The sequence below is a fragment of the Hungatella hominis genome (genome assembly GCF_014288005.1).
Classification (GTDB): domain Bacteria; phylum Bacillota; class Clostridia; order Lachnospirales; family Lachnospiraceae; genus Hungatella; species Hungatella effluvii.
In genome coordinates this window covers 608,496-631,398 of the sequence record NZ_JACOPB010000001.1, presented here as the reverse complement: position 1 = coordinate 631,398, position 22,903 = coordinate 608,496, and the positions used below count along the sequence as shown (strand labels likewise).

24 protein-coding genes and 1 pseudogene are annotated in these 22,903 nt (G+C 52.9%); all 25 read right to left on the bottom strand.

Annotated elements, in window-relative coordinates:
- Positions 1 to 3 precede the first annotated feature (3 nt).
- On the bottom strand, positions 4 to 1,008 hold the full coding sequence (gene cbiB, locus H8S75_RS02975; RefSeq protein WP_187019187.1) for an adenosylcobinamide-phosphate synthase CbiB: 1,005 nt from the start codon (positions 1,006 to 1,008) through the stop codon (positions 4 to 6).
- 10 nt (positions 1,009 to 1,018) lie between these two features.
- Positions 1,019 to 1,456, bottom strand: a complete 438-nt coding sequence (locus tag H8S75_RS02970; RefSeq protein ID WP_187019184.1) for a bifunctional adenosylcobinamide kinase/adenosylcobinamide-phosphate guanylyltransferase — start codon at positions 1,454 to 1,456, stop codon at positions 1,019 to 1,021.
- 17 nt (positions 1,457 to 1,473) lie between these two features.
- Positions 1,474 to 2,238 (bottom strand): adenosylcobinamide-GDP ribazoletransferase, encoded by a 765-nt coding sequence (locus H8S75_RS02965; protein ID WP_187019182.1) that lies wholly within the window; start codon positions 2,236 to 2,238, stop codon positions 1,474 to 1,476.
- A gap of 158 nt (positions 2,239 to 2,396) precedes the next feature.
- Positions 2,397 to 3,188, bottom strand: a complete 792-nt coding sequence (locus H8S75_RS02960; RefSeq protein ID WP_187019181.1) for an acyl-CoA thioester hydrolase/BAAT C-terminal domain-containing protein — start codon at positions 3,186 to 3,188, stop codon at positions 2,397 to 2,399.
- Positions 3,189 to 3,372: 184 nt separating this feature from the next.
- Positions 3,373 to 3,828, bottom strand: a complete 456-nt coding sequence (locus H8S75_RS02955; RefSeq protein ID WP_187019179.1) for a MarR family transcriptional regulator — start codon at positions 3,826 to 3,828, stop codon at positions 3,373 to 3,375.
- Positions 3,829 to 3,933: 105 nt separating this feature from the next.
- Positions 3,934 to 4,215, bottom strand: coding sequence for a DUF503 domain-containing protein (locus H8S75_RS02950; protein WP_025530730.1), 282 nt, complete (start codon positions 4,213 to 4,215; stop codon positions 3,934 to 3,936).
- A 7-nt stretch (positions 4,216 to 4,222) separates the two neighbouring features.
- Positions 4,223 to 4,645 carry a helix-turn-helix domain-containing protein gene (locus H8S75_RS02945; RefSeq protein ID WP_187019177.1) on the bottom strand — a complete coding sequence of 141 codons (423 nt, stop codon included), beginning with the start codon at positions 4,643 to 4,645 and terminating at the stop codon, positions 4,223 to 4,225.
- A 307-nt stretch (positions 4,646 to 4,952) separates the two neighbouring features.
- A complete protein-coding gene (gene hydF / locus H8S75_RS02940) occupies positions 4,953 to 6,161 on the bottom strand; it encodes a [FeFe] hydrogenase H-cluster maturation GTPase HydF (RefSeq protein WP_187019175.1) in 1,209 nt (402 codons plus the stop codon).
- Between the two features lie 52 nt (positions 6,162 to 6,213).
- Positions 6,214 to 7,629: a [FeFe] hydrogenase H-cluster radical SAM maturase HydG gene (hydG, locus tag H8S75_RS02935; RefSeq protein ID WP_002603500.1), complete on the bottom strand. Its 1,416-nt coding sequence runs from the start codon at positions 7,627 to 7,629 to the stop codon at positions 6,214 to 6,216.
- 53 nt (positions 7,630 to 7,682) lie between these two features.
- The gene (gene hydE / locus H8S75_RS02930) at positions 7,683 to 8,744 is read right to left on the bottom strand and encodes a [FeFe] hydrogenase H-cluster radical SAM maturase HydE (RefSeq protein WP_187019174.1); all 1,062 of its coding nucleotides are present in this window, start codon (positions 8,742 to 8,744) and stop codon (positions 7,683 to 7,685) included.
- Positions 8,741 to 8,992 (bottom strand): TM1266 family iron-only hydrogenase system putative regulator, encoded by a 252-nt coding sequence (locus tag H8S75_RS02925; protein WP_002603498.1) that lies wholly within the window; start codon positions 8,990 to 8,992, stop codon positions 8,741 to 8,743. Before H8S75_RS02925 ends, hydE begins: the two co-directional genes overlap by 4 nt.
- Before the next feature lie 356 nt (positions 8,993 to 9,348).
- Positions 9,349 to 9,684 carry a hypothetical protein gene (locus tag H8S75_RS02920; RefSeq protein ID WP_187019172.1) on the bottom strand — a complete coding sequence of 112 codons (336 nt, stop codon included), beginning with the start codon at positions 9,682 to 9,684 and terminating at the stop codon, positions 9,349 to 9,351.
- Positions 9,685 to 9,976: 292 nt separating this feature from the next.
- Positions 9,977 to 11,038, bottom strand: coding sequence for a DNA/RNA non-specific endonuclease (locus H8S75_RS02915; RefSeq protein ID WP_187019170.1), 1,062 nt, complete (start codon positions 11,036 to 11,038; stop codon positions 9,977 to 9,979).
- Complete coding sequence (locus tag H8S75_RS02910) at positions 11,022 to 11,450, bottom strand: ribonuclease Z (protein WP_187019169.1); 429 nt, start codon at positions 11,448 to 11,450, stop codon at positions 11,022 to 11,024. The genes H8S75_RS02915 and H8S75_RS02910 overlap by 17 nt, the downstream gene beginning before the upstream one ends.
- A 214-nt stretch (positions 11,451 to 11,664) precedes the next feature.
- A complete protein-coding gene (locus H8S75_RS02905) occupies positions 11,665 to 12,309 on the bottom strand; it encodes a GyrI-like domain-containing protein (RefSeq protein ID WP_187019167.1) in 645 nt (214 codons plus the stop codon).
- Positions 12,310 to 12,371: 62 nt separating this feature from the next.
- The gene (locus H8S75_RS02900; protein ID WP_187019165.1) at positions 12,372 to 13,016 is read right to left on the bottom strand and encodes a bifunctional adenosylcobinamide kinase/adenosylcobinamide-phosphate guanylyltransferase; all 645 of its coding nucleotides are present in this window, start codon (positions 13,014 to 13,016) and stop codon (positions 12,372 to 12,374) included.
- Between the two features lie 55 nt (positions 13,017 to 13,071).
- On the bottom strand, positions 13,072 to 14,145 hold the full coding sequence (cobT, locus tag H8S75_RS02895; protein WP_279288634.1) for a nicotinate-nucleotide--dimethylbenzimidazole phosphoribosyltransferase: 1,074 nt from the start codon (positions 14,143 to 14,145) through the stop codon (positions 13,072 to 13,074).
- A 102-nt stretch (positions 14,146 to 14,247) separates the two neighbouring features.
- Positions 14,248 to 14,697 (bottom strand): annotated as a pseudogene (locus H8S75_RS33560) (GNAT family N-acetyltransferase); the annotation flags it as partial.
- 3 nt (positions 14,698 to 14,700) lie between these two features.
- Complete coding sequence (locus H8S75_RS02890; RefSeq protein WP_243270156.1) at positions 14,701 to 16,701, bottom strand: cobyrinic acid a,c-diamide synthase CobB; 2,001 nt, start codon at positions 16,699 to 16,701, stop codon at positions 14,701 to 14,703.
- A complete protein-coding gene (gene cobK, locus H8S75_RS02885; RefSeq protein WP_187019163.1) occupies positions 16,698 to 18,179 on the bottom strand; it encodes a precorrin-6A reductase in 1,482 nt (493 codons plus the stop codon). Before cobK ends, H8S75_RS02890 begins: the two co-directional genes overlap by 4 nt.
- Positions 18,172 to 18,912 carry a precorrin-3B C(17)-methyltransferase gene (gene cobJ, locus H8S75_RS02880; protein ID WP_187019161.1) on the bottom strand — a complete coding sequence of 247 codons (741 nt, stop codon included), beginning with the start codon at positions 18,910 to 18,912 and terminating at the stop codon, positions 18,172 to 18,174. Before cobJ ends, cobK begins: the two co-directional genes overlap by 8 nt.
- The gene (locus H8S75_RS02875; protein ID WP_349768851.1) at positions 18,909 to 20,048 is read right to left on the bottom strand and encodes a cobalt-precorrin 5A hydrolase; all 1,140 of its coding nucleotides are present in this window, start codon (positions 20,046 to 20,048) and stop codon (positions 18,909 to 18,911) included. Before H8S75_RS02875 ends, cobJ begins: the two co-directional genes overlap by 4 nt.
- Entirely contained in the window at positions 20,045 to 20,824 is a 780-nt protein-coding gene (gene cobM / locus H8S75_RS02870; protein WP_187019159.1) for a precorrin-4 C(11)-methyltransferase, read from the bottom strand. The genes H8S75_RS02875 and cobM overlap by 4 nt, the downstream gene beginning before the upstream one ends.
- Positions 20,825 to 20,826: 2 nt before the next feature.
- Positions 20,827 to 21,504, bottom strand: a complete 678-nt coding sequence (gene cobI, locus H8S75_RS02865) for a precorrin-2 C(20)-methyltransferase (protein WP_187019157.1) — start codon at positions 21,502 to 21,504, stop codon at positions 20,827 to 20,829.
- A 65-nt stretch (positions 21,505 to 21,569) separates the two neighbouring features.
- Positions 21,570 to 22,757, bottom strand: coding sequence for a cobalt-precorrin-5B (C(1))-methyltransferase CbiD (cbiD, locus tag H8S75_RS02860; protein WP_187019156.1), 1,188 nt, complete (start codon positions 22,755 to 22,757; stop codon positions 21,570 to 21,572).
- Between the last annotated feature and the right edge of the window lie 146 nt (positions 22,758 to 22,903).

Below are 22,903 nucleotides of genomic sequence, written 5' to 3'. Positions count from 1 at the left end.
CGATTATCTAATAAATGGTATTGTAACCAGAAGCCCAAGAACCGCCGCTGCAAACAGCGCCGCCGCATACGTTCCCGTCATCAGCGTGTTTGCCCGCCGGATATCCGCATATTCCACAGACCGGTCTGCATCGCCGATAGTCGGTTTCTCGTACAGCTTTCCGAAGTAGAACGCGTTTCCCGCCAGCTGAATCCCCAGTACTCCGGCACAGACCGATTCCGTCTGAGCGGAGTTGGGACTCTTATGGTTATAGCGGTCACGTCTGAAGATCCGAATTCCGCCTCTTCCGCTGTAGTGACGGATTCCGGCTCCTTCTGCCGCCTCCAGGACATATCCCGCCGCGATCATGAAACAGGCCGAAAGCCTGGCCGGAATGTAGTTGCACACATCGTCCAGCCTGGCTGCTGTTCTTCCGAAGTTTATATATTTGTCATTTTTATATCCAACCATGGAATCCATGGTATTAACCGCCTTATAGAGAAATATCCCGGTTCCGCCTCCCAGCACCATGTAAAAGAGCGGAGCAATGATTCCATCCGAGGTATTTTCCGCCACAGTCTCCACCGCAGCCTTGGTAATTCCCAGGTCTGTGAGATCTTTGGTATCCCGCCCTACGATCATGGAGACTGCGGTTCTTGCGCCCTCTGTATCCCCGGCGGCCAGCGCGTCATACACCTTCATGCTCTCTTTTTTCAAAGAACGCCACGCCATCATCTGCCCGCACATCACGCTTTCCACTGCCACTCCGGCCAATGGATGAACCGTGTACGCGGCGGCCAGAACGAGCACCGAGGCAAGTCCTGTGATCAAAAGAACAGCGACGACCAGCGCGGTTCCCGCCATTCTCTCCGACTTTTCGTTTGCCGGAAACCATTTGCGGAGCCGTGCCTCCAGCCATGCGATCAGGTTACCGATGCCGCAGACCGGATGGGGCATATTCCGTGGATCTCCAAACAGCGCATCAAGGGCACAGCCCGCAAATGCAGCCAGTATATGGTAACGTATCATCTGTTCTCCCTCATTTCAGCCTGGTGGCGATGCCGCAGACCATGCGGTACACCGCTTCGGAATCTGCCGCCAGCTTTTCGGCCGCCCTCCCGGCTGCCTCCCTCCATGCCCGCTCCTCCGGGTCCACCGGAACGATACCGCATCCCATCTCGTCCGCGGTAATCACGACATCCGGATTCTTCGCCTCAATCGCGGCTATAAATTCATTGACATCCCGTTCTTCCCAGAGCAGTCTCCTCACAAAGTAATGAAATCCGCTGATAACCGGCCGCTCAAGGGCCGTTTCGAACGAATCCCTCCGTCCGCTGGCCACCGGAAGCGTTCTCTCTTCCGTTTTGGGACCGGCGTAAAGTACGTGTTCCCCTATTCCCGGCGTGGCCCGGCCTGCCGCAAGTGTTTCCGCAAATGCCGTCTTTCCCTGCCACGCACCGCCCGTAATAAATATCATAAATATTCTCCTGTTCTTTATATGGCAAATCGGGTCACAGCCGCCAGCACCGCCGTCAGTACCAGCTCACACACCTGAAGGAAGAACCCGGCCAGGTCTCCCGTAATTCCGCCAAATTCTTTTTTCGCCATACGGTAATAGTACAAAAATGTCAGAGCGGCGCCAACCGCTGTCATCGATGCAGCCGCGGCTCCTCCCGCATACAGAATCCAGCCTTCTGCCAGAACCAGACAGCACCACATGGTCACGGCGACAGTCTTCTTCTGTGCCTGTCCGGAAAATGACGCAGCGAGTCCGCTGTTCTTCGCCATCGGAAAGGTCACCACGGCAAGTCCGGAAAGCGCCCTCGATATCACAAAAATCCCTCCGTAGGCTCCCAGAAGCACCGGTTTCATCTCTCCGAAAACCGCTACGTAGAGCAGCAGATACACGCAGCAGCCGATTATGGCGAAAGCCCCCGTATGTGGGTCCTTTAAAATCTCCAGTTTCTTTTCCACCGGCGCGTGCGAGGCTCTGGCATCCGTCACGTCGAGAAACCCATCCATATGGATTCCCCCCGTAACAATCAGAGGTACCAGGACCGGTAATATTTTAGCCATCCAGTCCAGCTTAAGCACCGTAAGCACCAGCACGGAACCGTAAGTCAAGGCTCCGATCACCACACCGATTAACGGGAAGAAGCACATGGCATATTTCATCCGCTCCTTCGTCCAGGATACCTGGGGCATGGGGATTACAGAGTACATGGAAAACGCGATTGCGAGGCTGCCCAGTAAATTCATCGTTCCATTCCTCCCATTATAAAAATTATCTCTATTATCATACAACAAAACAGGGATTTCGTACAGAGAGCAGATACATTTGTTAAAAACAAAACACCAATAAATGGCATCATATCATTTATTGGCGCTATATGCTTTATTTGTCTATTACCATAACGTTACTGTTTACCGGTCAGATACTCTTCCAGGTACTTCACGATTTCCCCGGCGGACTCCTCATAATTCATGAGATAATGGCCGTCCAGCTTCATGGAAATATGTCTCATATTTTCTCTGTTTCCGCTTCTCTTAACCAGCTGCTCACTCATCGCCCGGCTCGGCCAGTACCTGTCGTTTTCCTCAGAAATCAGAAGTATTTTCCCGGTATATCCGTCAACGCGGATGAGCGCGTCTTCATTCCCGTTTTTCTCTATCGACGCTACATAACACGTACAGTAATTTCCATCCATAATCTCCTTTACAATCTCCCGGTCAAAATAGAATTTGATATAGGGCAGTTCTTTTCCCTGAAAGGACCAGGAGGACTTCCTGTTTGTAAAGCTCTCCAGGGTGAATTCCGCGGGCAGTCCCTGAAACGCATAACAGGAAGGGACCAGCGCGATTGTCACTGCTGATCGCATATAGTTTGTCAGCAGCAGCGCGGCTTCCCCTCCCTTCGACTGGCCGATTACGATCACCTCCCTGTCGCCGATGCCGTACTCCTGTTTTACGGCGGATACCGCATTAACAAAGTATTCCATCGGCAGGCACTCAAGACTCTCCGGAAGATCACCGGCGCCGAAGTACGCCAGCAGCAGAACCTGAAAATCTTTCTTTAATCGTTCTAAAAAATCTTTGTTCAAAGGCGCCGGAAGTCCCGGCCTGCTGCCGCCTATGATTACCACCAGCGGTTTTCCTTCATTCTTATAAAAATCTCCGTAAAGTTCCTTTGTGCGATATTCCTGTATCATGATTTCCTCCTTATGCTTTCCTCTCAGTGTGGTGCTCGTTAATGTGCTTCCCATGTTAATGTGCTTCCCATGTTAATGTGCTTCCCATGTTAGTGTGGCGCGCTGTCAATGTAACGCTATGTTAATATGATTTACTGTAAACTTACTTAACATAATAAAAAAAAGAAATGCTGTCAGCGACAGCCTATTCTTCTTTTAATCTCTTATCCATAATTTCTTCAAACGCAGTCAGGAACTGAATCATCTCTCCGCAGAACGGCTCCGGCATCTCCTGAATCAGCCGGAGGGATTCTTCATCCGAGCGGGTGTGGATCTCCCTGTGGGCAATATAATTCTTCTGCCCTTCCTCCGTCAGGTTTAAGACCACCTCCGTGTCCGAATAGTGGGATACCGCCTTCTCCACGACGCCTTTATCCACCAGTTTATAGATCATCTGCGAAGCGGCGGCTTTCGTAACTCCCAGCGCAGAGGCCAGAGTAGTAATATTAATTCCCGGATTGTCTCCCACGGCCGCAATCGTGTGAATCTCTGATCGGGTCAGCAGCATCTTTGTGCCATACGTGCGTTTTCTGTTCTCCCACTGATTGTATTTATGAATAATACGTTCCATAAGTACCGTCATCTGCGAATAATCGTTCATGTAGCTGCCTCCGAATTTGTTAAGTATCTTTACAGTATAGCAACTATATCCCTTTTTCCAGCTTCTGTCAAGCCCATTTTAACAATGCCGCTTTTATCTCTGCCTTTAAAATACTTCTTTCACGTGTTCCACCAGTTCCGCCTCCGTATTCGACTCCACAAAATGCAGAATCTCCTCCTCCATGCTGTCGGCCTGGGCGTGGTTTGCAGCAATCGAGGCCACTCCGATGACGATTATCTGGTGAATATCCTGTTCATCGGTCTCTGCTGCGGATACATTATATTTATTGCGAAGCTTTGCAGTCAGACTCTTCACCACCATCCGCTTTTCCTTTAAAGAATGGACCCACGGGGCGTGAAGTCTGATTGTCAACGATAAAATTCTCATTTCTCTGTCACCCCTCTTTTGATGATGCCAGACTGACGGCATATTTGATAAGCTGTTCCATGCTGTATCGCTTCTCGCGGGGGACATCCTGGAAATTGATCGGAAGTACCGGAATTGTCTCCCCGGTTATCAGATAGTTTAAGTCAATGTCCATGGTTTCATTCAACAGGGCCAGTTTTTCCAGGGCAATGCTGCTCTCTCCCCTCTCGATTTTTCCATAGAATGCTTTCGTAATACCGAGACATTCCGCCATCTTATCCTGAGTCCAGTTCTTTTCCAACCTGATCTGCCTTAAGCGGTTCCCCATTTCACGCAGCAGTTCTTCTTTGTTTCGTCCGCCCTTTGATGCACGTCCCGGGCCCTTCTCCCCGGCCGGCTCTGATGGAAATTTCCGTACTCGTGGCTGATTTTTACTTCTGTTATCATTCATGTAAAATAAATCCTTCCTGATGTAAAATACTTCTTTTATTATTTTACATGAAATAATCAGTATTTGGAACGCACGCTCAGTAGTCCTTAAACTCCATATATGGTATTTTTTTCCATTTGCCGTCGTGTTCACAGCTGACGAACCGCCTCAGCGCCCGGTCTGCACTGCCGGTTCCTTCTCTGTGAATCATTCCTGTACTAAGAGTCCTTTTTCTATGATACAAAAAGCAGGAAAGATAACGCGGATCCCGTTATCCTTCCTGCTCTGCTGTTATTCCCGCAAGCCGGAAATATGTTTCCCGGACTAATCACCGAACCTTCCGGAAGATTTCCATGCTTCGCTCTAAAATCCCCTTCATCTGCGCAATGACCATACCGTAATTCGTAAAGGGAACGCCCGCGTCCCCCGCGCACTGCATGCGGTATCTGATTTCTCTCTCATTAAGCATACAGCCGCCGCAGTGGATCACCAGGCGGTAACCGGATAAGTCCTCAGGAAAGCTTCGCCCCGAGGACGTTTCGATGATGACATTCTTCCCCGTGTATTTCTTAATCCAGGCCGGAATCTTCACCGTGCCGATATCATTGCACTGCCGGTGGTGGGTACACCCCTCGGATATGAGAATCCGGTCCCCGTCCTGCAGCTGGTTCACGGCCTTCACTCCGCTTGCCGCCGCATCCAGGAATCCTTTATATCTTGCCATCAGAACGGAAAAGGAGGTGAGCAGTACATGGTCCGGTACCACCTCGGCCACCTCGGAAAATGCCTGGCTGTCCGTGATCACCAGATCCGGATCGCGGCCCAGCTTCTTAAGCGCTGCTTGAAGCTGCGTGTCGCGCACCACCACGGACATGGCCCCTGCCTCCAGAATATCCCGGATGGCCTGCTGCTGCGGCAGGATCAGCCGTCCCTTCGGTGCAGCCTTATCGATGGGGACCACCAGCACCACAAGATCGAGAGGTTTTAAGAAATCTCCCACCAGACGGCAGCCATTTTCCTTCTCTTTTATGAGACCGGCAATCCTCTCCTTTAACTCCTTAATATGGCAGTTCGTCTCGGCACTGACGAAAACAGATTTTTCGTCCGCTGTCTGCTCTTCTGTTTTATACTCTTTTTTGTCCAGCAGATCCCATTTATTATAAGCGATCAGATATGGAAGCTGTTTCTCTTTAAATAGTGAAAGCATCTCCTCATCGGCCTTCGTCTTTCCCAAAACCGAATCGACCACCAGCACGGCACAGTCCGCCCTGTTTAAAATCTCCCGGGTCTTTTTCACGCGCAGCTCTCCGAGAGCGCCTTCATCGTCAAAGCCCGGGGTATCAATGATCACCACAGGGCCCATGGGAAGCAGCTCCATGGATTTATAGACCGGGTCCGTCGTCGTTCCCTTGATATCAGATACCACGGACAGTTCCTGGCCCGTGACCGCGTTTACTATGCTGGATTTTCCCGCATTGCGGCGGCCAAAGAAGCCGATGTGTATGCGCTCGCCGCCCGGCGTATCACCTAGTCCCATATTTCTTCACCCCACAGTCCTCTGAGTTGTCTTTTGTATGAACCATACTATCTCAGAACCGGAAATCCCGGATTCCCTGTTCGATCTTTTCCAAATGATCCTTACAGATATCCCGCACCTTGTCTTTTGGAATATTGGCGAGCTCTGCCTCGATTAACTTCTCTCCGATGGCTTTCGTGTCCTCGGAGGCGTAATCCATCAAAAATTCCTTTAACGTCATAAGCGCATTGGGATGGCAGCAGTTCTGAATCTGGCCGCTCTTACAGAGGCTCATGAAACGGTCGCCGGTCCTGCCTTCCCGATAGCACGCGGTACAGAAGGACGGAATATACCCCATCTCCATCAGCCAGCGCACCACCTCGTCGAGGCTTCTCTGGTCGGAAACGTCAAACTGCTCTGTATCGGTCGGCCGGATCTCCTCCTGATAACCGCCTACGCTCGTTCTGGAAGCGCCGCTGATCTGGGACACACCGAGGCGGATCACCTTTTCCCTCACCTGCTGGCTCTCCCTTGTGGATATGATCATTCCCGTATATGGCACAGCAAGACGGATCAATGCGCAGAGCTTTGCAAAGATGTCGTCGCTGATGCTGTTGTCAAATGCGCTTGGATCGATATCGTCGGCATGCTTGATACGCGGAACGCTGATTGTGTGAGGGCCCACACCGTGAACCGCCTCTAAATGCTCGGCATGCATTAAAAGACCTGCAAACTCATATTTGTAGAGCTCCAGTCCGAAGAGTACGCCAAGTCCCACATCATCGATTCCGCCGTCCATGGCCCGGTCCATAGCCTCAGTATGGTAGGCGTAATCGTGCTTCGGTCCCGTCGGATGAAGCTTCTCATAGCTCTCCTTGTGATACGTCTCCTGGAACAGAATGTAGGTTCCGATTCCCGCGTCCTTTAACTTCCTGTAGTTCTCGACCGTGGTAGCCGCAATATTTACATTCACACGGCGGATAGCTCCGTTCTTATGCTTAATGGAATAGATCGTATCGATACATTCCAATATGTATTCGATGGGATTCCTCACCGGGTCCTCTCCCGCCTCGATAGCCAGACGTTTGTGGCCCATATCCTGAAGGGCGATTACTTCCTTTGCCACTTCCTCCTGCGTCAGCTTCTTGCGGGCGATGTGCTTGTTCTTGCCGTGGTACGGACAGTACGTACAGCCGTTGATACAGTAGTTGGATAAGTAGAGAGGCGCGAACATGACGATACGGTTTCCATAGAATTTCTTCTTAATCTCTTCCGCCAGGTTATACATCTCTAAAATCTTGTCCGGCATCTCGCAGGCCAGCAGCACGGATGCCTCCCTGTGGCTGAGTCCCTTCAGCTGCCTTGCCTTTTCGATGATCGAGTCGATCAACTCCACGTTTTCTTTGTTTTTTTCCGCATAGTCGAGTGTCTCCTGGATCTCCTCGTGTGAAATAAATTCCTCTGCTTTTAACGATTCTGGATTATACATGATTCCTTCCTTTCTTCCGGGTCAGCAAATGCTTCTCCGTCAGTCATTCATTTTTATATTACTAGACTGTCGCCCCGCGAGACGGCAATCCCATAACCGATTTTACTTAAGGATTCCCTTAAGAGTTCCAGGCTCTCCGCGGCCTCGGAGCCGGAGGACAGCTTGTTGTCATACAGCATATACTTCTTTCGGACGCCTGCCGGGGACAGATTCGGCATGACCACATTTGCGCCGCTTAAGATTCCCGCCTCTCTGCCGCCTTCCGTCACGGTTCCGAGTGCCGTGGTAGCAGGAAGCAGCACCTTCGGCATCATCAGACGGATAACCGACAGCAGATACAGTGTCAATTCGGCTGTCCCATTTTCCATATCACAAAAGGGAGTGTCCTTATGAGAGAGAAACGGTCCGATCCCGATCATATGAGGACCAAATTCCTTCATGAAGCGCAGATCCTTTACGATCATGGACGCGGTCTGGTATGGTGACCCAACCATAAAGCCGCAGCCAGTCTGATAACCGATTTCCTTCAGATCCCTCAGCGCTGCCATCCGCTTATCGAAGCTCATCGACTCCGGATGAAGCCTTCCGTAATGACACGGATCGGCCGTCTCATGGCGGAGTAAGTAACGGTCTGCCCCCGCATCATGGAGGCGTCTATAACTGTCATGGCTTCGCTCCCCTGCCGACAGGGTGATGGCGCAGTCCGGACACAACCCTCGGATTGACGCCACAATGGTGCAAAGCCGTTCATCCGTAAAATAGGGATCTTCTCCGCCCTGAAGCACAAAAGTGCGGAATCCCAGGCCGTAGCCAGCCTCACAGCACGACAGAATCTCCTCCTCTGTCAGCCGGTACCGCTCTGCCTCCCGGTTGCTTCTCCTGATTCCACAGTAGTAACAGTCATTTTTACAGTAATTCGTAAATTCAATCAGTCCTCGGATATAGACGAAGCGTCCGTAGATCCGTTCGCACAGTGCTCTGGCCTCGTTTCTCAAAAACAGGGCTGTCTCTTCATTCCGTTCCGTAATCAGCGTATACAGCGCGTCATCCGGCAGATCGTGATTCTCCGCCAGCCGCACGGCTAAGTCCATAACCTTTTTTGCAGCGTCGCTCATGATTTCACTCCCGAGTAGGCGGTCTTCGAGCTGACGCCCTTCAATTTTCCCACCTTGCCGGAAAGAGCCGATATAATACTCTGGGGAGCGTCCACCGCAATGCTGATAATGCTGATCTTCTTCTCATGATAGGGAATCCCCATACGGCCAATGATATACTGGCGGTATTCATGAAGAATTTCGTTGAGTTCCTCTACGGATTCCTCTGCTTCCACAACGATTCCCACCACCGCGATCCTTGTTTCCATCGTTACACCTCCAGATTGTTTTGACCTCATGTCAGTGGGGGATATCTGCCCGCCACTGACGCTAAGTTTGTTTTTGCGATTCATCTCCCACCTGTAGAGGCTGGGAGAATTCTCATTGATTTTGTTAAAGCAAAAATGCCGCACCCCAAAAGGTACGGCAAGAAAAGAATGCGATCTGCATTCCATGTTATATTTCCTATCTCGAGCCGAACCTTTCGCCTCAAAACATGTTTTTGGCGTCAGGATACAGTAATAGCATATCACGAGCTGTAAATATTTTCAATTGTTTTCTGCCTTTTACAGACAGATCCAAACAACTTATGCGCCAATTATCCCGCCGTCTGAACTGTTACAACTTATGAACACAACACCTTTCTTTCCACTTTTTGCAATCTTTGTTCTACATTGTCCTGTCGTTTCATCAGAATTTCGACAATCTCATTGTTATATCGCACAACTGAGACATATTGACGTAACTCTTGCAGGTCTTTGTTGGTTGAATCAATCCTTCGGTTGAGTCTCTGCTCCGTTGAATCCAACTCTTCCAACACCAAATTGGTTTCATGCCTTAAGTCTGCTTTTGTCGCAAAGGCTTTCAAATCGTCTTTTGTTGCAAAGGCCTTCAAATCGTCTTTTGTCGCAAAACTTTCCATTTTTAATAGGATCTGATCAATTTTTTCTGTATCTGTCATATATACCTCCATACAAGTAAATTGAACCATACTTTTTACAATCCAATTATTAACTGTTAGTGACGTGTTTCTTATGTATATAATACCATATACAGGCGTATAAAGTCTATAATATTTTAAAAAATATCACGGTTTCAATTCGTATTTACCGGCGCAGAATTGGATTTGGAGGCTGAAAGATACGCTCGGGAGAGACCTGGAGTGAAGACGGGAAAGAGGAGGGACACAGAGCCTCTCCCCCACTACAACTATAAATTTTATAGCTAAAGATACCAGCCGGCAGAAAAAGAAATTAAGGCTTACATCTCCCGCACGGCTCATAGCCCTGCGCGATCGCTTCATCCCGGCTGCCGGTGAAGCTCTGCTTGTTTGATTCATTCATCTGTGAAACACTGGAACAGGAAGGATAGTGAAATTTGTGAGTATTGGTATTGAAAATATAAGTGGTCTCGGTACTGGATTTACTTTCGTTTTTACTTTCTGCGCTGCTCTCAGCTTTTTTTCCGGCTGTGCTGCCGTCCTCGGACGCTGCGGTCTCCTGTGGTGCACTCTCTGATCGCTGACTGCTGCCGGTAGCGTAGTCTATGGTGACTCCGGGCTGCACGTTATAGACGAATACACAGAATAAAATTCCGTCGCCCTCGTCCTCAACGGATTCCGCCTCCATCAGTACGCCGTCAGCGATCAGATTATTACCCTGGAAAACCGGAGTAACCCGGTACAGGACATGGTTTTTCGTTTCCTTGACGTAGTCGGCCACCATGTTCTCAAACGGCAGCATGCCGTCCACATTCATATACCGGGTACCTGTGATCAGATTCTTTTCATTGGCATTCTCAGCCGTCAGCTGAAAGCCGATTAAGTGACACCGGTTATAGAGGTACTTACCGTCTACAAAATCGTATTTTATGGTCTGCCACCCGGAAGGCTTCACCTTGCCTATGGACCCGCGTTTTTCTGTCGGCATAAGGTCTGTGCCCACATTGGCATAGGCCGTGCCGCATCTTCCGAGGCTGTCTAAATCACTGTAAGTCTCGAAGGATTCTGTCGTGAAATCTGACGTTTCGAAATAGGGGACATTCCCGTTTACCGCGGCATACGCGTCTCCCGAATAGGCGGGAATATCGGATGCTTTAAACTGCTTCGGTCCTGTACTACCCACAAGCTCTGTCTCATTGGCCAATACACCGGCAGTGCTTTGGCTTTCACCGGTCTGAGCCGATGTCTGGTCTGACATTTGAGCCGATTTCTGAGCCAGCGCCTGGTCCGGTATCGGGGCCGGTGACTGGGCGCAGCCGGCAAGGAGCAGCGCCGTCATGACTAAAACTGCAATATAATTACTTATTCTCTTCATCTTTTTTATACACTTCTCTTATTATTTTTTCGTGAGAGCTTCCCTCAAACTCCTCGGATTCCGTCATGGTCCATCCATGAGACAGGATATCCGCGGGAAAATGGAAATCCGCCGGATAACTGCGGTTCCATTGAAACAGAATGATCGATTCAAGCTCATCTTCATACGGCAGAATGTCCTGATCCTCAACAAAGCAGTACTCGCCGCTTCCCGCCCTGTCAAGAAATGCCGGATCGACAGACAGCCAGTCCGGTTTAGGCTCCGGGAACAGCTTACTGGAATACTCGTTCATCCAAAGTCTGCTGTTCTCCGAGCACCGAAGCACCCGCTCCTGCACTGCGCTGTCTCTGCTCTGACGCCGGTGGTTGAACATCATGCCGTTATGGTCGTCAACACAAATCATGACTATCATTTTTTCCTTCCTCTCCCAGAGCATGTCTGAAAATTCATATCTAGTACAGCATTGCGTAAGTTTCGATGAATTATGTGCTTGATATTTACGCCAGGGGCGCGACTGCGAAGCGACGGCGTAGTGGACCCTACGTCTAGCTTCGTGGGCGTGGTCCTGGCGTGAATAGCGAGTGCAGAATTCACCGGAACTTGCGCAATGCTGTACTAGATACGCTCTAATCAATCTTCGGTCTCACCGGATGCCTGATTACAGTTTTCATTCGTTCCGGTGAAACCTTCCTCGGATCACTTAAGTATATCTCATGGTGACGCCTGCGATCAGAGATATCGTTCTCATAGCCCTGTTCCTTTATATAATGGTCCATTTTTGCAACGGTGGCCGGTTCCTCGTTATAGCTTCCAATGTGGAGACACTGGACACACAGGCCCTCCGAAACTGTGATCAGCTCCGCAAGACTCATATCGATCCCTTTTTTTCGCTGCGCCTCCTCCTTCGCCCAGGCAAATACCTCCTCTGTGACGAATTCCGGCACTCTGATTATGGAAATCCAGTTAAATCGGGATTTGTTCCTGTAATCGACGCCCGGCGCGCCGCCTTCCATCCACCAGAAGCCCTCCAGCGGCGGAACGACGTACTCGAAGAAGCCGTCAACCTTCCGGCTTCCCTTATAGCTCATCTTAATCGTGTAGGAAATCCCGTACAGAACGGCAACCGCCCTTCCGTATTCCCCATCCGGCTCGTTCGGATCTCCGTGTCCTCTCACTGCCGCGTACTGCATGGAAGGTACCTCCACGATGGCTGGCATCTCCTTCGGAAGATACAATGCCTTATACTCTTTTTTATAATCAAATGGTGTCATACTGCTGCCTCCTTACTTTTTTATGAGTGTAACACAGTAAACACGACAACTGTATGACATGATTATTTAATTACAACGGGAATTCCTGCGCTCACCTCGATGACGCGGTCTGCAAGCATTCCCAGGCGGCAGTTGATTTCTCCCAGAACCTTTAGATAGAGAGCCGTGGATTCATCCCAGCCGCAAAGATCTCCGGTATCCGGATTTTCCCCGTTTTCGTCCCATTTTATGCAGACCGGTTGTTTGCGGTAATCGCCGGCCGAAAATACCTCGTTGGTCACGATGACGAGATCAGATACTTTCCTTCTCAGACTCAGAATTCCGTCTACTACCGAATCCGCCACCGCAGAGCCGTATTCGGCGGAAAAGCTGTCCGGGCAGTCGTCCTCCCCGGTTCCAAACAGTTCATTGGAAACCAGGTTGGAGAGGCATTCCAAAAGAACTGCATACTCCGCTGCTCCGGTCAGCTCTCCGTATTTTCCCGCGGCAGGCAGCTTCAGCCGCTCTAAGCCGCGGTAGCACTCCACAGTCTCAAACTGCTTATCTGCCCGCATCAGACGGTGACGTTCAATCCGGCGTCTGCACTCCTCATCCCAAGGCTTCATGGTCGCAATGTAGATCCGCCTCCGTTTTCCCAGTCTGACAATCTCCTGCTCGGCAAAGGCCGATTTTCCGCTGCCGCTGCCTCCCGTTACCAGTGTTACCATCCTCTTCCTCCTCGCTGTGAGCACCAGCACGCCCTGGTGGTGCCGGGATGCACTGCTACTGCGTCCCGGAATTTTTCTGAGGCGCCAGCGGCTTGTACTCCTCAATCTGAATATCCTGAAATGTGCTCATTTTGGTATAAACCTCCAGCGCCATATCGAGAAGCGGGATGGACGCAACCGCGCCGGTTCCCTCCCCCAGACACATCCCTGCCGCCACAAATGGTTTTAAGCCCAGTTCATCCAGGAGCAGGCGTCCCGCCGGTTCCGCCGAAACGTGGGTGGCCAGCATATAATCGCGGGCGGCCGGCGCCAGCTTTGCTGCGGCAAGCGCCGCAGTACCCGAGATAAAGCCGTCGATCAGAACGGGAATGCGGTAGACCGCGCCCCCTAAAAAGACACCGGTAAGGCCGGCGAGATCTAAGCCTCCCACATGGGCAATCACATCGATGGCATCTCTGCATTCCGGTCCGTACCGCTTTACAGCTTCCCGGATAACGGATACTTTTTTCATCAGGCCCTCGTCCGACAGTCCCGCCCCGCGGCCCGTCATTTCAGCCGGATCACGATCCAGCAGCATGGCCGCCACGGCACTGCTCGTCGTGGTGTTGCCTATCCCCATCTCTCCTGTGGCGATCAGACGGTACCCTTTTTCCTTCAGCTCTCCAGCCACGCTAATTCCCGCGGCAATGGCCGCTACAGCGGTTTCCCGGGTCATGGCCGGTTCTTTATGGAAATTCTTTGTTCCATAAGCCAGTTTTTTCCGTATCAGCGGGTTCCTGGCGCCGGAACGCAAATCTCTGGAGACTCCGATATCCACCGGAAACACGTCCACTCCCGCCCGGTCAGCCATGAGGCAGACACTGCTGTTTCCATCCGTCATATTTTCAGTTACCACGGCAGTGACTTCCTGTCCGGTCTGCGTTACACCTTCTTCTACAATGCCGTTATCACTGCACATGATAATCAGCGCCCGTTTACCGATATCAACATGCTGGGTCTCTGATATTCCGGCGATCTTTATCACGTCCTCTTCGAGAATCCCCAGGCTATAGAGCGGCTTCGCCACATGGCTCCATGTGAGAGAGGCCAGTTCCATGGCATCTGACGAAAGAGGGGATATCCTGGACAAAACCCCGTTTAAGCATTCTTCTGCCGTTCTCTCATAGAGTTTAAACCACGGAAGGCCCCAGGAGCCCAGTCCCAGATCCACAGTCGCCACATAGCGGTATCCCTGCCGCTCATAGAGCCGGACTGCGGGTTCATTTTTCTCATATACGTCAAGGCGGATCGTCTTCTTTCCTTCCCTCAGGGCCTGTAATTCCGCAAACTCCATCAGAAATTTCCCCGCGCCTGATTTACGGAAATCCGGGTGAACGAGAAATGTATGGATCACCATTACCTCATCCGGCTCCGCCTCCACGCCCCAGGAGACACCGTTGTATGCGGCCTCCTGCTTTCCATTTAATATGATGGAACCGATGATGCGGCCTTTAGTCTCCGCCACATAGAGTGTGCCTGTCTCCACACCCTCTTCCGCCGCATCCCTTCCGGGATAGACTCCCTTTTTCCAGCCCGGATAGTTGACATGGCTTTCCAGATGCCCGACCGTCTCGTCGTATAGCCGCACCAGTTCGGGAATGTCCTCTGAGACACCCCGCCGTATGTTTAATTCTTCTGTCATGACTTAAGTTCCTTTCCTGCAAAGCTCCAGCCACCGCTCTGCGGCAGATGGATTCGATGGATAATAAAGATGGGGGAAACCGGCCAGCAGACCGCCATCTGCATGAATGCAGTCCCAGCTTCTCTTTCCGCCTGGTTTCACGGCCTTCATTGCATTGCCGCAGGCCGTGCTGTCCCAGTAGTGGAATTCATGGCCGCGGATCTCTTCCCCTTCTTTCAAAAGCGGGGTGTCCCCATAGGGCACGAGCCCGATGTATCCGAATCGGGACAGTTTTCCGGTTGGAAATGCCCGTCCTGCAATGACTCCCGCCATGGGAAAGACCTCCCCCTCCTTCGTCTCCAGCTCCTCATGTAGATAGAGGAAACCGCCGCACTCCGCAAGTATGGGCATTCCGCCGGCCGCCGCTTCATTTATTTCTCTTAAAAGAGAGCCGTTGGCCGACAATCTTTCGGCATAGAGTTCCGGGTAACCGCCGCCGAGCATCAGCCCGGCAATTTCCTTTGGCAGATGCTCGTCCCGCATGGGATCAAATTCCACGAACTCGGCTCCCAGACTCTCAAAAAGCTTTATATTTTCCTGATAGTAAAAACAGAAAGCCTCGTCTCTGGCGATACCGATCCGGATGCGTTCCGTTCCGGGTGCTTCAATGGCGATTACGGCTTCCGCACTGCCCTCCGCCGCTTCACCGTCGTCCTTCAATTCCCCGGCACCGCCTGCCAGACGTAAAAGCCCTTCCACATCCACGGTCTTCTCCATCTCCAAAGCCAGCAGTTCCAGCCGCTCCCGCAGGGCTTTGGACTCCTCCGGAATCACAAGTCCGAGATGACGGCTGGTTACTTTTGCCGCGTCGCATTCCGGCAGATAGCCGAACACGGAAATTCCCAGCTTTTCGATCTCCGGCACGAGACGCTCCGCCATCACCGGAGAGATCCTGTTTAGGATAACGCCGCGTATACGGCTGTCTTTTCTATATTCCAGAAATCCTTTTATTTCTGCCGCCAGGGAAAGCGAGGCTCCCTTGCAGTCCAGAACCAGTACGACGGGCGCGTCAAGAGCGCGGGCCGTGTCGTAGGAGCTGGCCCAAGTGTCATTTCCTCCGACACCGTCGTAATATCCCATCACGCCTTCCACCACCGAAAGGTCAGCACCGGCTGCCAGATCCTTAAACTGATTTCGCACCTCTTCATCAGGCAGGAAAAAGGTATCCAGATTTCCACCGTCGATTCCCAGTACGTATTTGTGAAACATGGGATCGATGTAGTCCGGCCCGCACTTAAACGCCCGGCATTCTATCTCCCGCTTTTTCCATGCAGCCAGCAGTCCGCAGGTCATCATCGTTTTTCCGCTGCCGCTCTTGGGTGCGGCAAGCATCAAACGCGGATATGCGGTTTCTGAGCCGGAGGCCTCTTCGGCTGTCACCGCTTGCTTTGCCGCTTTCACGCCCCCTGTCTCTCTCCCCCCAAAGGAAATCACATAAACAGGGTTCTGAGCCATCATCATGTGGACCCGGCCCGCCGCCTTCGCCCGTGAAACTGACACCAGAACGATATCGGCCTCGATCCCGCGGGCGGCGGTCCATTCCATCACCTTCGAAACGGATTCCAGCGTGATCGCATTCACCACCACCCGGACCTCTGGATTCTTTGCCAGCAGCAGAGAAAGAATATCTGCCATTTTGCCGGAGGTGCCTCCCAGAAATGCATGGGTAGGCGCCTCCAGACCCTCTAAAGCCTCCGGGGCCGCGCCTTCTATGATTCGAATCTGCTCCGCCTGAAACTTTTTCCTGTTTTTCTCCAGCAGCTCCACGGCCTCCCGCTTCTTCTCGACCGCATAGACTGTGCCTTCCGGCATAAAAGCCGCGGCCTCCACCGACACGGAACCGGTCCCCGCTCCGATATCAAAGAGGACCGAATCGGGCGAAAGCTCCAGCTTCTCCACCGAAACGGCACGAACCTCGCTCTTCGTCATGGGGACCTCTCCCCGGATAAACCATTCATCTCTCATCTGACACCCTCACTCTCTTCGTTCCGTTCCATCAGAACCACAGCCAGGCTTGTAAATTCCATAGCTGCAAGCTGGTCCGGCGTTCCGGTCACAATCCGCTCATCGGCATAGGAGAGCCGCTCTCCCGCAGTGATTCTCACGTCGGTAAGCCCGGCTCTCAAAAGCTGCTCACAGAGTTCCTTTACCGTGTGCACCCCGCCCAGCAGCGTAAATACCGCCGGATTCTGGGCCAGCGCCTGGGCCGCGTCGCAGTCCCGCCCGTGCAGACTGATCAGTTTCACATGCTCCCAGCTTCGTCCCATTTTGGCACATAAGTACGACACGGACGATATCCCCGGGTAAATGGTGAATTCATAGGAATCGCAGTACGGTTTTTCCGAAAGCACGGCGCCCATACCGGACGCGCCGCTGTAAAACCCCGTATCGCCGGAATACAGGACACCGGCTCTTTTATGCTCCGGATGGCTCTCAAGCCATTCCAGGATTTCACGGTTCCCGTAAATCGGAACCCGCAGGATTTTCGACGCTGCTTCTCCCAGCGTCTCCGCCGCGTCCGTCATGCGTCTGGCGCCAAATAAGACATCGCATCGTTTCAGCGCCTCAGCGGCCACAAGCGTCATCTGGCCCGGGCCTCCCATCCCTGTCCCGATGAGAGAAAGCTTCCGTTTGGCGGATACGGTTCCCGCTTCTTTCAGGAGTATTTTCGCCGCGTCCAATGTAATTCCGTCTCCCTCCTCCAACGGTCTTCCAATCACAACCGCTGTCACGGAAAGTGCTTCCGCTGCGGAGAGCTTCTCTAAAAAGCCTCCCGCTGTCCCTGCTTCCTTTGTCACCAGATAGCGGACTCCCAGCTGCCGCATCATGGCCCGGTTCATTTCTTCGGAAAACGGACCCTGCATGGCGATGATGCGTTTTCCTCTTATTCCGATGTCTTCGCAGGCGGATATGGCGGCGCAGGAGGGAAGAACCCGCACGTAAAGCCTTTCCTCATATCCCGGAAGCGCTGTATAGGCGGCAAGTTCCTTGCTCCCCGTAGTCACGAGGATGTCTCCCTCCCTGTCCTTCAAGTAACAGACTGCTTCCTCTACGGAATGCACGTATACGACTTGAGATGCAAATGCTGCGGCTGAGCCTTTGCGGCTGTCACCTCCGGGGCTCTCCGCTGCGGCAGACTCCCGCGTCACCCGCAGATAGGAGACCCCGGCGCGGCCGCAGGCTTCTTTTATATTTCTGGTTGCCTCCGCGGCATACGGATGGGTCGCGTCAAAGACGGCGCGGATGGATGCCCGCTTCATGAAGCCTTCCATCGCATCACCGGCCATGCGGCCCGAAAGCACATGGAGAGATTCACTTTCCGGAAGCAGATCCGCACCGTAACCGCTGACAACGCTGACGTACGCCTCTATTTCCTGCTGGTGGCAGTATTCGGCAAGAAGACGGCCTTCCGTAGTGCCTCCGAAGATTAAAATCCTACACATTCCGGTATCCTCTCGGCGTTACCATCCTCCCGTTTACCGCCTTTGTCTTCTCATTGCCGATGAACACGGTGGTAAACATGTCGGTGGATGTGTCTCTTAATTCGGAAAGCGTCATAAGCTCCACGGACTCCCCTTCCCGGCCGATATTCATTGCAATGCCGCAGACCGTTTCCGGCTTCTTGGCGGTGAGCATGATGTCACACGCCCGTCTTAAGTAATCCGACCGCTTCCGGCTGGAGGGATTATAGAGGCATATGGCCAGATCCGCCTTTGCCGCGTGCAAAAGCCTGTCCTCGATCAGCTCCATCGGAGTCAGTAAATCGCTTAAGCTGATCACGGCAAAATCGTGCCCCAGAGGCGCGCCGAGCAAGGCGCCGCCGCTTAACGCCGCCGTCACTCCGGGAATCACCTCCACGATCGGGGAATCCGATTCTCCCACCAGTTCCAGAATAAGGCCGCTCATCCCGTACACACCGGCATCCCCGCTGCAGATCAGCGCCACCGTCATGCCGGCCTCCGCCTTCTCGATTGCCCTACGACACCGTTCTGTCTCCTGCCTCATAGGCGTGGTGATCCACTCTTTTCCGGGAAAATGTTCCCGCATCAAATCCGCATACACCGTATATCCGACCACCACCTGGCTCTCTTCCATGGCGCGAACCGCCTTTATCGTCATATGTTCGTAGGAACCCGGTCCGATTCCCACCACATATAGTTTTCCTGTCTGCTTCACAGCTTCACCTTCCAATCCCGGACCGCGGCCGCCACCGTGACGCCGCCGCCCGCCTGTTTTCTCATCATCAGTCTTCCTCCGCCTAAGTCCTCTACAAGGCTTACAGCGGCCCGCTCGCAGACGTTGTCCACGCCTGTGATCTCCTTAACAAAAGAAGACGGGGAGAATTCCCCCTCCGCCTGCAGCAGCCGTTCGGCCGGATACGTTTGAAAGGAGAGGCCATGCTCCCTTACATAGGAAAGGAGTCCGGCTTCCTCTTTCTTTATATCGATTGTCGCCACGGCGGCCGCACTCTCCGGCTCGATGTTCCACCGGCGTAATGCCTCCTCCACGGATGCTTCTATTCTTTCTTTTTCCGTGCCCCTCTTACAGCCGATTCCCAGGATCACAATCCGCGGTACCAGCCGGAGCACCTCCCCGCCTTCCGGCAGGTACAGCTTCGAAAAAGAGTCCGGCCCGCCGGACTCACGCGCCGGAGCGCGGCCGCATAAGCTGTCATGGTTCTCCGGATAACGCTTCACCGTAATCCAGACATTTCTTTTACAGCTTTCCTTCTGGGTAAAGCCCTCCGGCACTCTTCCCGCTGCGGGGAAATCGCTGAAAAATCCCACCGGCTCACCGGCCAGGACATCGGCGGACACCGCCTTTGCCGTCTTCATATCCGAGATCCAAAGCCCCTGCTCCTTTGCAAAATTATCTACCGCAAAGCGGCCATGGATATCCGTGGCTGTGGTGATGACGGGGATTCCTCCCGTCAGCTTCGCCGTCTCTTCCGCCAGCCCATTGGCACCTCCCAAATGGCCTGACAGAAGGGAAATGGAAAAACGGCCGCTATCATCGATGACCACAACGGCCGGATCTGTCCTCTTGTCCTTTACCCACGGTGCAATGGCCCTGACGGCGATCCCTGCGGCCCCGATGAAAATCAGCCCCTCCCGCGTCTCAAACTGGTTCCCGGTCCATTCCTGAAGGCTGGATTTTAAGGGTTCCAGACCATTTGTCTCGTGAAACGGATTCAAAAACTTCTCCAGCACGAACCCACGGCATTCATGGCCGTTCCGTTTCAGTTCCTTCAACAGCCGGGCGCCAAGCTTCGCCCCCGCTCCTGTAAAACAAATCAGCGAAAGCCTCATCATTTCCTCTCTTTCCCCTCAGTATCACTTCCCTGCCTGTATTCCGTCGTAAACCCCGAATCATACAGCTTCGAAAGGGCATATCCGCTCTGGCTCACCGCGTTTCCCACGATGATCAGGGCTGTTTTCCTGATCTGCTCCCCGGCCGCCCGCTCTGCCAGCGTTCCCACCGTGCAGACGACCTTCTTCTCATCATCCCAGGTAGCCCGGTAGACGATGGCCGCCGGAGTGTCCGCGCCGTATCCGCCGCGCATCAGCTCAGCCGCCAGCTCTGCCACCATGCCTGAGCTTAAGAACAGGACCATGGTCGCCCCATGCGCCGCAAATGAAGCGATGGATTCCCGCTCCGGAACCGGAGTCCGCCTTGCCATCCTGGTGATCACCACGCTCTGGGATATCTCCGGAAGCGTGTATTCCATATTCAAGGCTGCGGCGGCTCCACAGAAGGAACTGACTCCCGGGCAGACTTGACAGGATATCCCCAAACGGTCAAATTCATCCATCTGTTCCCGGATCGCCCCATAGATGCAGGGGTCCCCCGTGTGCAGGCGGACAGTCATCTTTCCCTCTGCCTCGGTCTCACGGACCGCCTCTACCACCTGATCGAGCGTCATATACGCGCTGTTTAACACGCGGCAGCCTTCTTTTCTGTATTCCAGCAGCGCCGGATTTACCAGCGAGCCTGCGTAAATGATTGTATCCGCCTGTGAGATCAGTTCCTTCCCACGGACGGTAATAAGATCCGGTGCTCCCGGACCTGCTCCTACGATATGTACCATCTCTACCTCACAATCAACAGTGAATAATATCCCGGCTCATCCGGAATTTCCTCCAGGGACATAAAAATCCGTTCATCGGCCATGCCGCAGTTTTCCACCATAACGGCACTGGCCCCGCATTTGCGGATCTCTTCCTTGACTGCCTTCATCTGTTTTCCCGTCTTCATAAGCACCTTGACGCCTGGAAGCTTAAGCGCTTCCTTCACCTGGTACGTAGCCGGTATCACATGCAGCTCCTCCGCTCCGGACACCAGCGGCATGCCAAGCCTGGCCGCCGCCGCTGAAAAGGAGGGAATCCCGCATTCCAGCCTCGTCGCATACCCTTTGCTCCACAGGCGCTCCAGCAGATAGCTGCAGGTCGAGTAGATGCTCACATCACCCAGTGTGATGAAGCCCACATCCTCCCCTCTGTCCAGCCGTTCCATCACAGCGCTGGCCGCCAGATCATGGCTTTCATCCAGCACTTTTTTATCCTTTGTCATCGGCATGGGGAGGTAGAGGCACTCTTTCTCCTCAATCTCCGGCACCGCCTGACGCGCGATCTGGTAAGCCGTACACAGTTCCTTTTCCCTGTGTGGAATGGCGATCACCGCACATTCCTTTATCTGCTTTGCTGCTTTTATGGTCATTAATTCCGGGTCTCCAGGACCGACTCCGATTCCGTATAGAATTCCAGACATGATTGTCTCTCCTGTTCTTGTTTTCTCTTCTATTCTTGTTTTCTCTTCTGTCCTTGTTCTCTCTTCTATTCTTTCTGCATTTCGTTTGCTTCTTCCCGAATGCGAAATGCCTCAATCATGTTCTCTGCCCCGCAAGTCATACCAAGTATACCGTATCCGTTCGTAAATGTCACCACCTCGGCGCACACGGTTCTCCCGCTCCACTCTTCTACGTACTGCTTCATCCGTTCCACCGCAGTCATCATCGCCGGTTTCAGGACTCCGGCCTTTTCCAGCCAGATTACCGCCTCCTCCGTCGTATTGGATGCGAGCACCTGGTCTTTCAACCGGTTCCTGTCACTCTCCGCCATCTCCTCACAGTGTATCCGGGCACAGTCCCACATAATTCCCATACGCCTGTCCCCGTACTTCGAATGCGTATTTCCGACACCGCCGGCCACCTTGATCAGTTTTCCGACGTGGCCGACAAAAAGAAGACCGTTCATCCCCTCGTCCGCCGCCATTTTCACGGAATCCTGTACGAAATTGCTGCACTGGATCCCCTGGGCCAGGGAGAGATTTAATGTCTCCTTCAAAAAATTCTCCCCGTAATTTCCGGGGGTTAAGATCACTTCCCGCTGCCCTGCCACGGCCTTCATATGGAGTTCCAGCTGAATGGTGGCTCTTAAAGCGGCCTCACTCATCGGCTCCACGATCCCGCTGGTTCCGAGCACAGAGATCCCGCCCTCGATTCCTAGCTTTGGGTTAAAGGTGCTGAGAGCCAGACGCTCCCCCTCCGGAATCCATATTCGGACAAGGAGGCGTCCTTCGCAGCCTGCGCTTCGTGCCACCGCCTCCACTTCTTCAAAGATCATCTTTCTGGGTACCGGATTGATGGCATGAAGCCCCACAGGACACGCAAGGCCCGGCTTCGTAACAATCCCGACCCCAGGGCCTCCGGTTAAGAAAATATGATTGTTCCGGTAACACATATCCGGGTCACCGCTGTCTGTTATGTACTCTACCGAAGCATAAATCAAAGCCTTATCCGTTACATCCGGGTCATCTCCCGCGTCTTTTCTGACGGCGCACACGGCCGAATGTTCTGTCCGTTCCGCATCATGCAGCAACAGCTCCGCCCGGGTTCCTCCCGGCGTCATCACCTGGACACACTCTACCGCTTCCCGCTGCAGCAGCATAACCGCGGCAGCCTTCGCCGCACAGGCCGCACACGTACCCGTGGTAAAACCACTTCTCAACTTTTTCTCTTCCATCGCTGTATCCTCTTTCCCGTATATTATAATGGATAGCGAGGGGGGTGGCAAGTTTTTTTAAACAGGGAGTCCCCTATGGCTTTTCCCCTTACAAAGCCAATTCTTAGCCACATAGCTTGAGGAGAGGGGAGGGGAAACCGTCTGTT

Excerpts from the sequence above, each read along its gene's own strand:
- H8S75_RS02965 (WP_187019182.1), bottom strand. The coding sequence starts at position 2,238 with ATGAATTTACTGGGCAGCCTCGCAATCGCGTTTTCCATGTACTCTGTA.
- H8S75_RS02955 (WP_187019179.1), bottom strand. The coding sequence starts at position 3,828 with ATGAACGATTATTCGCAGATGACGGTACTTATGGAACGTATTATTCAT.
- H8S75_RS02900 (WP_187019165.1), bottom strand. The coding sequence starts at position 13,016 with ATGGTAACACTGGTAACGGGAGGCAGCGGCAGCGGAAAATCGGCCTTT.
- H8S75_RS02915 (WP_187019170.1), bottom strand. The coding sequence starts at position 11,038 with ATGAAGAGAATAAGTAATTATATTGCAGTTTTAGTCATGACGGCGCTG.
- H8S75_RS02910 (WP_187019169.1), bottom strand. The coding sequence starts at position 11,450 with ATGATAGTCATGATTTGTGTTGACGACCATAACGGCATGATGTTCAAC.
- cobM (WP_187019159.1), bottom strand. The coding sequence starts at position 20,824 with ATGGTACATATCGTAGGAGCAGGTCCGGGAGCACCGGATCTTATTACC.
- H8S75_RS02925 (WP_002603498.1), bottom strand. The coding sequence starts at position 8,992 with ATGGAAACAAGGATCGCGGTGGTGGGAATCGTTGTGGAAGCAGAGGAA.
- H8S75_RS02905 (WP_187019167.1), bottom strand. The coding sequence starts at position 12,309 with ATGACACCATTTGATTATAAAAAAGAGTATAAGGCATTGTATCTTCCG.
- H8S75_RS02890 (WP_243270156.1), bottom strand. The coding sequence starts at position 16,701 with ATGAGAGATGAATGGTTTATCCGGGGAGAGGTCCCCATGACGAAGAGC.
- cbiB (WP_187019187.1), bottom strand. The coding sequence starts at position 1,008 with ATGATACGTTACCATATACTGGCTGCATTTGCGGGCTGTGCCCTTGAT.
- hydE (WP_187019174.1), bottom strand. The coding sequence starts at position 8,744 with ATGAGCGACGCTGCAAAAAAGGTTATGGACTTAGCCGTGCGGCTGGCG.
- cbiD (WP_187019156.1), bottom strand. The coding sequence starts at position 22,757 with ATGGAAGAGAAAAAGTTGAGAAGTGGTTTTACCACGGGTACGTGTGCG.
- H8S75_RS02945 (WP_187019177.1), bottom strand. The coding sequence starts at position 4,645 with ATGAATGATAACAGAAGTAAAAATCAGCCACGAGTACGGAAATTTCCA.
- H8S75_RS02875 (WP_349768851.1), bottom strand. The coding sequence starts at position 20,048 with ATGATGAGGCTTTCGCTGATTTGTTTTACAGGAGCGGGGGCGAAGCTT.
- H8S75_RS02950 (WP_025530730.1), bottom strand. The coding sequence starts at position 4,215 with ATGAGAATTTTATCGTTGACAATCAGACTTCACGCCCCGTGGGTCCAT.
- cobI (WP_187019157.1), bottom strand. The coding sequence starts at position 21,504 with ATGTCTGGAATTCTATACGGAATCGGAGTCGGTCCTGGAGACCCGGAA.
- H8S75_RS02920 (WP_187019172.1), bottom strand. The coding sequence starts at position 9,684 with ATGACAGATACAGAAAAAATTGATCAGATCCTATTAAAAATGGAAAGT.
- H8S75_RS02960 (WP_187019181.1), bottom strand. The coding sequence starts at position 3,188 with ATGATACAGGAATATCGCACAAAGGAACTTTACGGAGATTTTTATAAG.
- H8S75_RS02970 (WP_187019184.1), bottom strand. The coding sequence starts at position 1,456 with ATGATATTTATTACGGGCGGTGCGTGGCAGGGAAAGACGGCATTTGCG.
- hydF (WP_187019175.1), bottom strand. The coding sequence starts at position 6,161 with ATGGGACTAGGTGATACGCCGGGCGGCGAGCGCATACACATCGGCTTC.
- hydG (WP_002603500.1), bottom strand. The coding sequence starts at position 7,629 with ATGTATAATCCAGAATCGTTAAAAGCAGAGGAATTTATTTCACACGAG.
- cobK (WP_187019163.1), bottom strand. The coding sequence starts at position 18,179 with ATGTGTAGGATTTTAATCTTCGGAGGCACTACGGAAGGCCGTCTTCTT.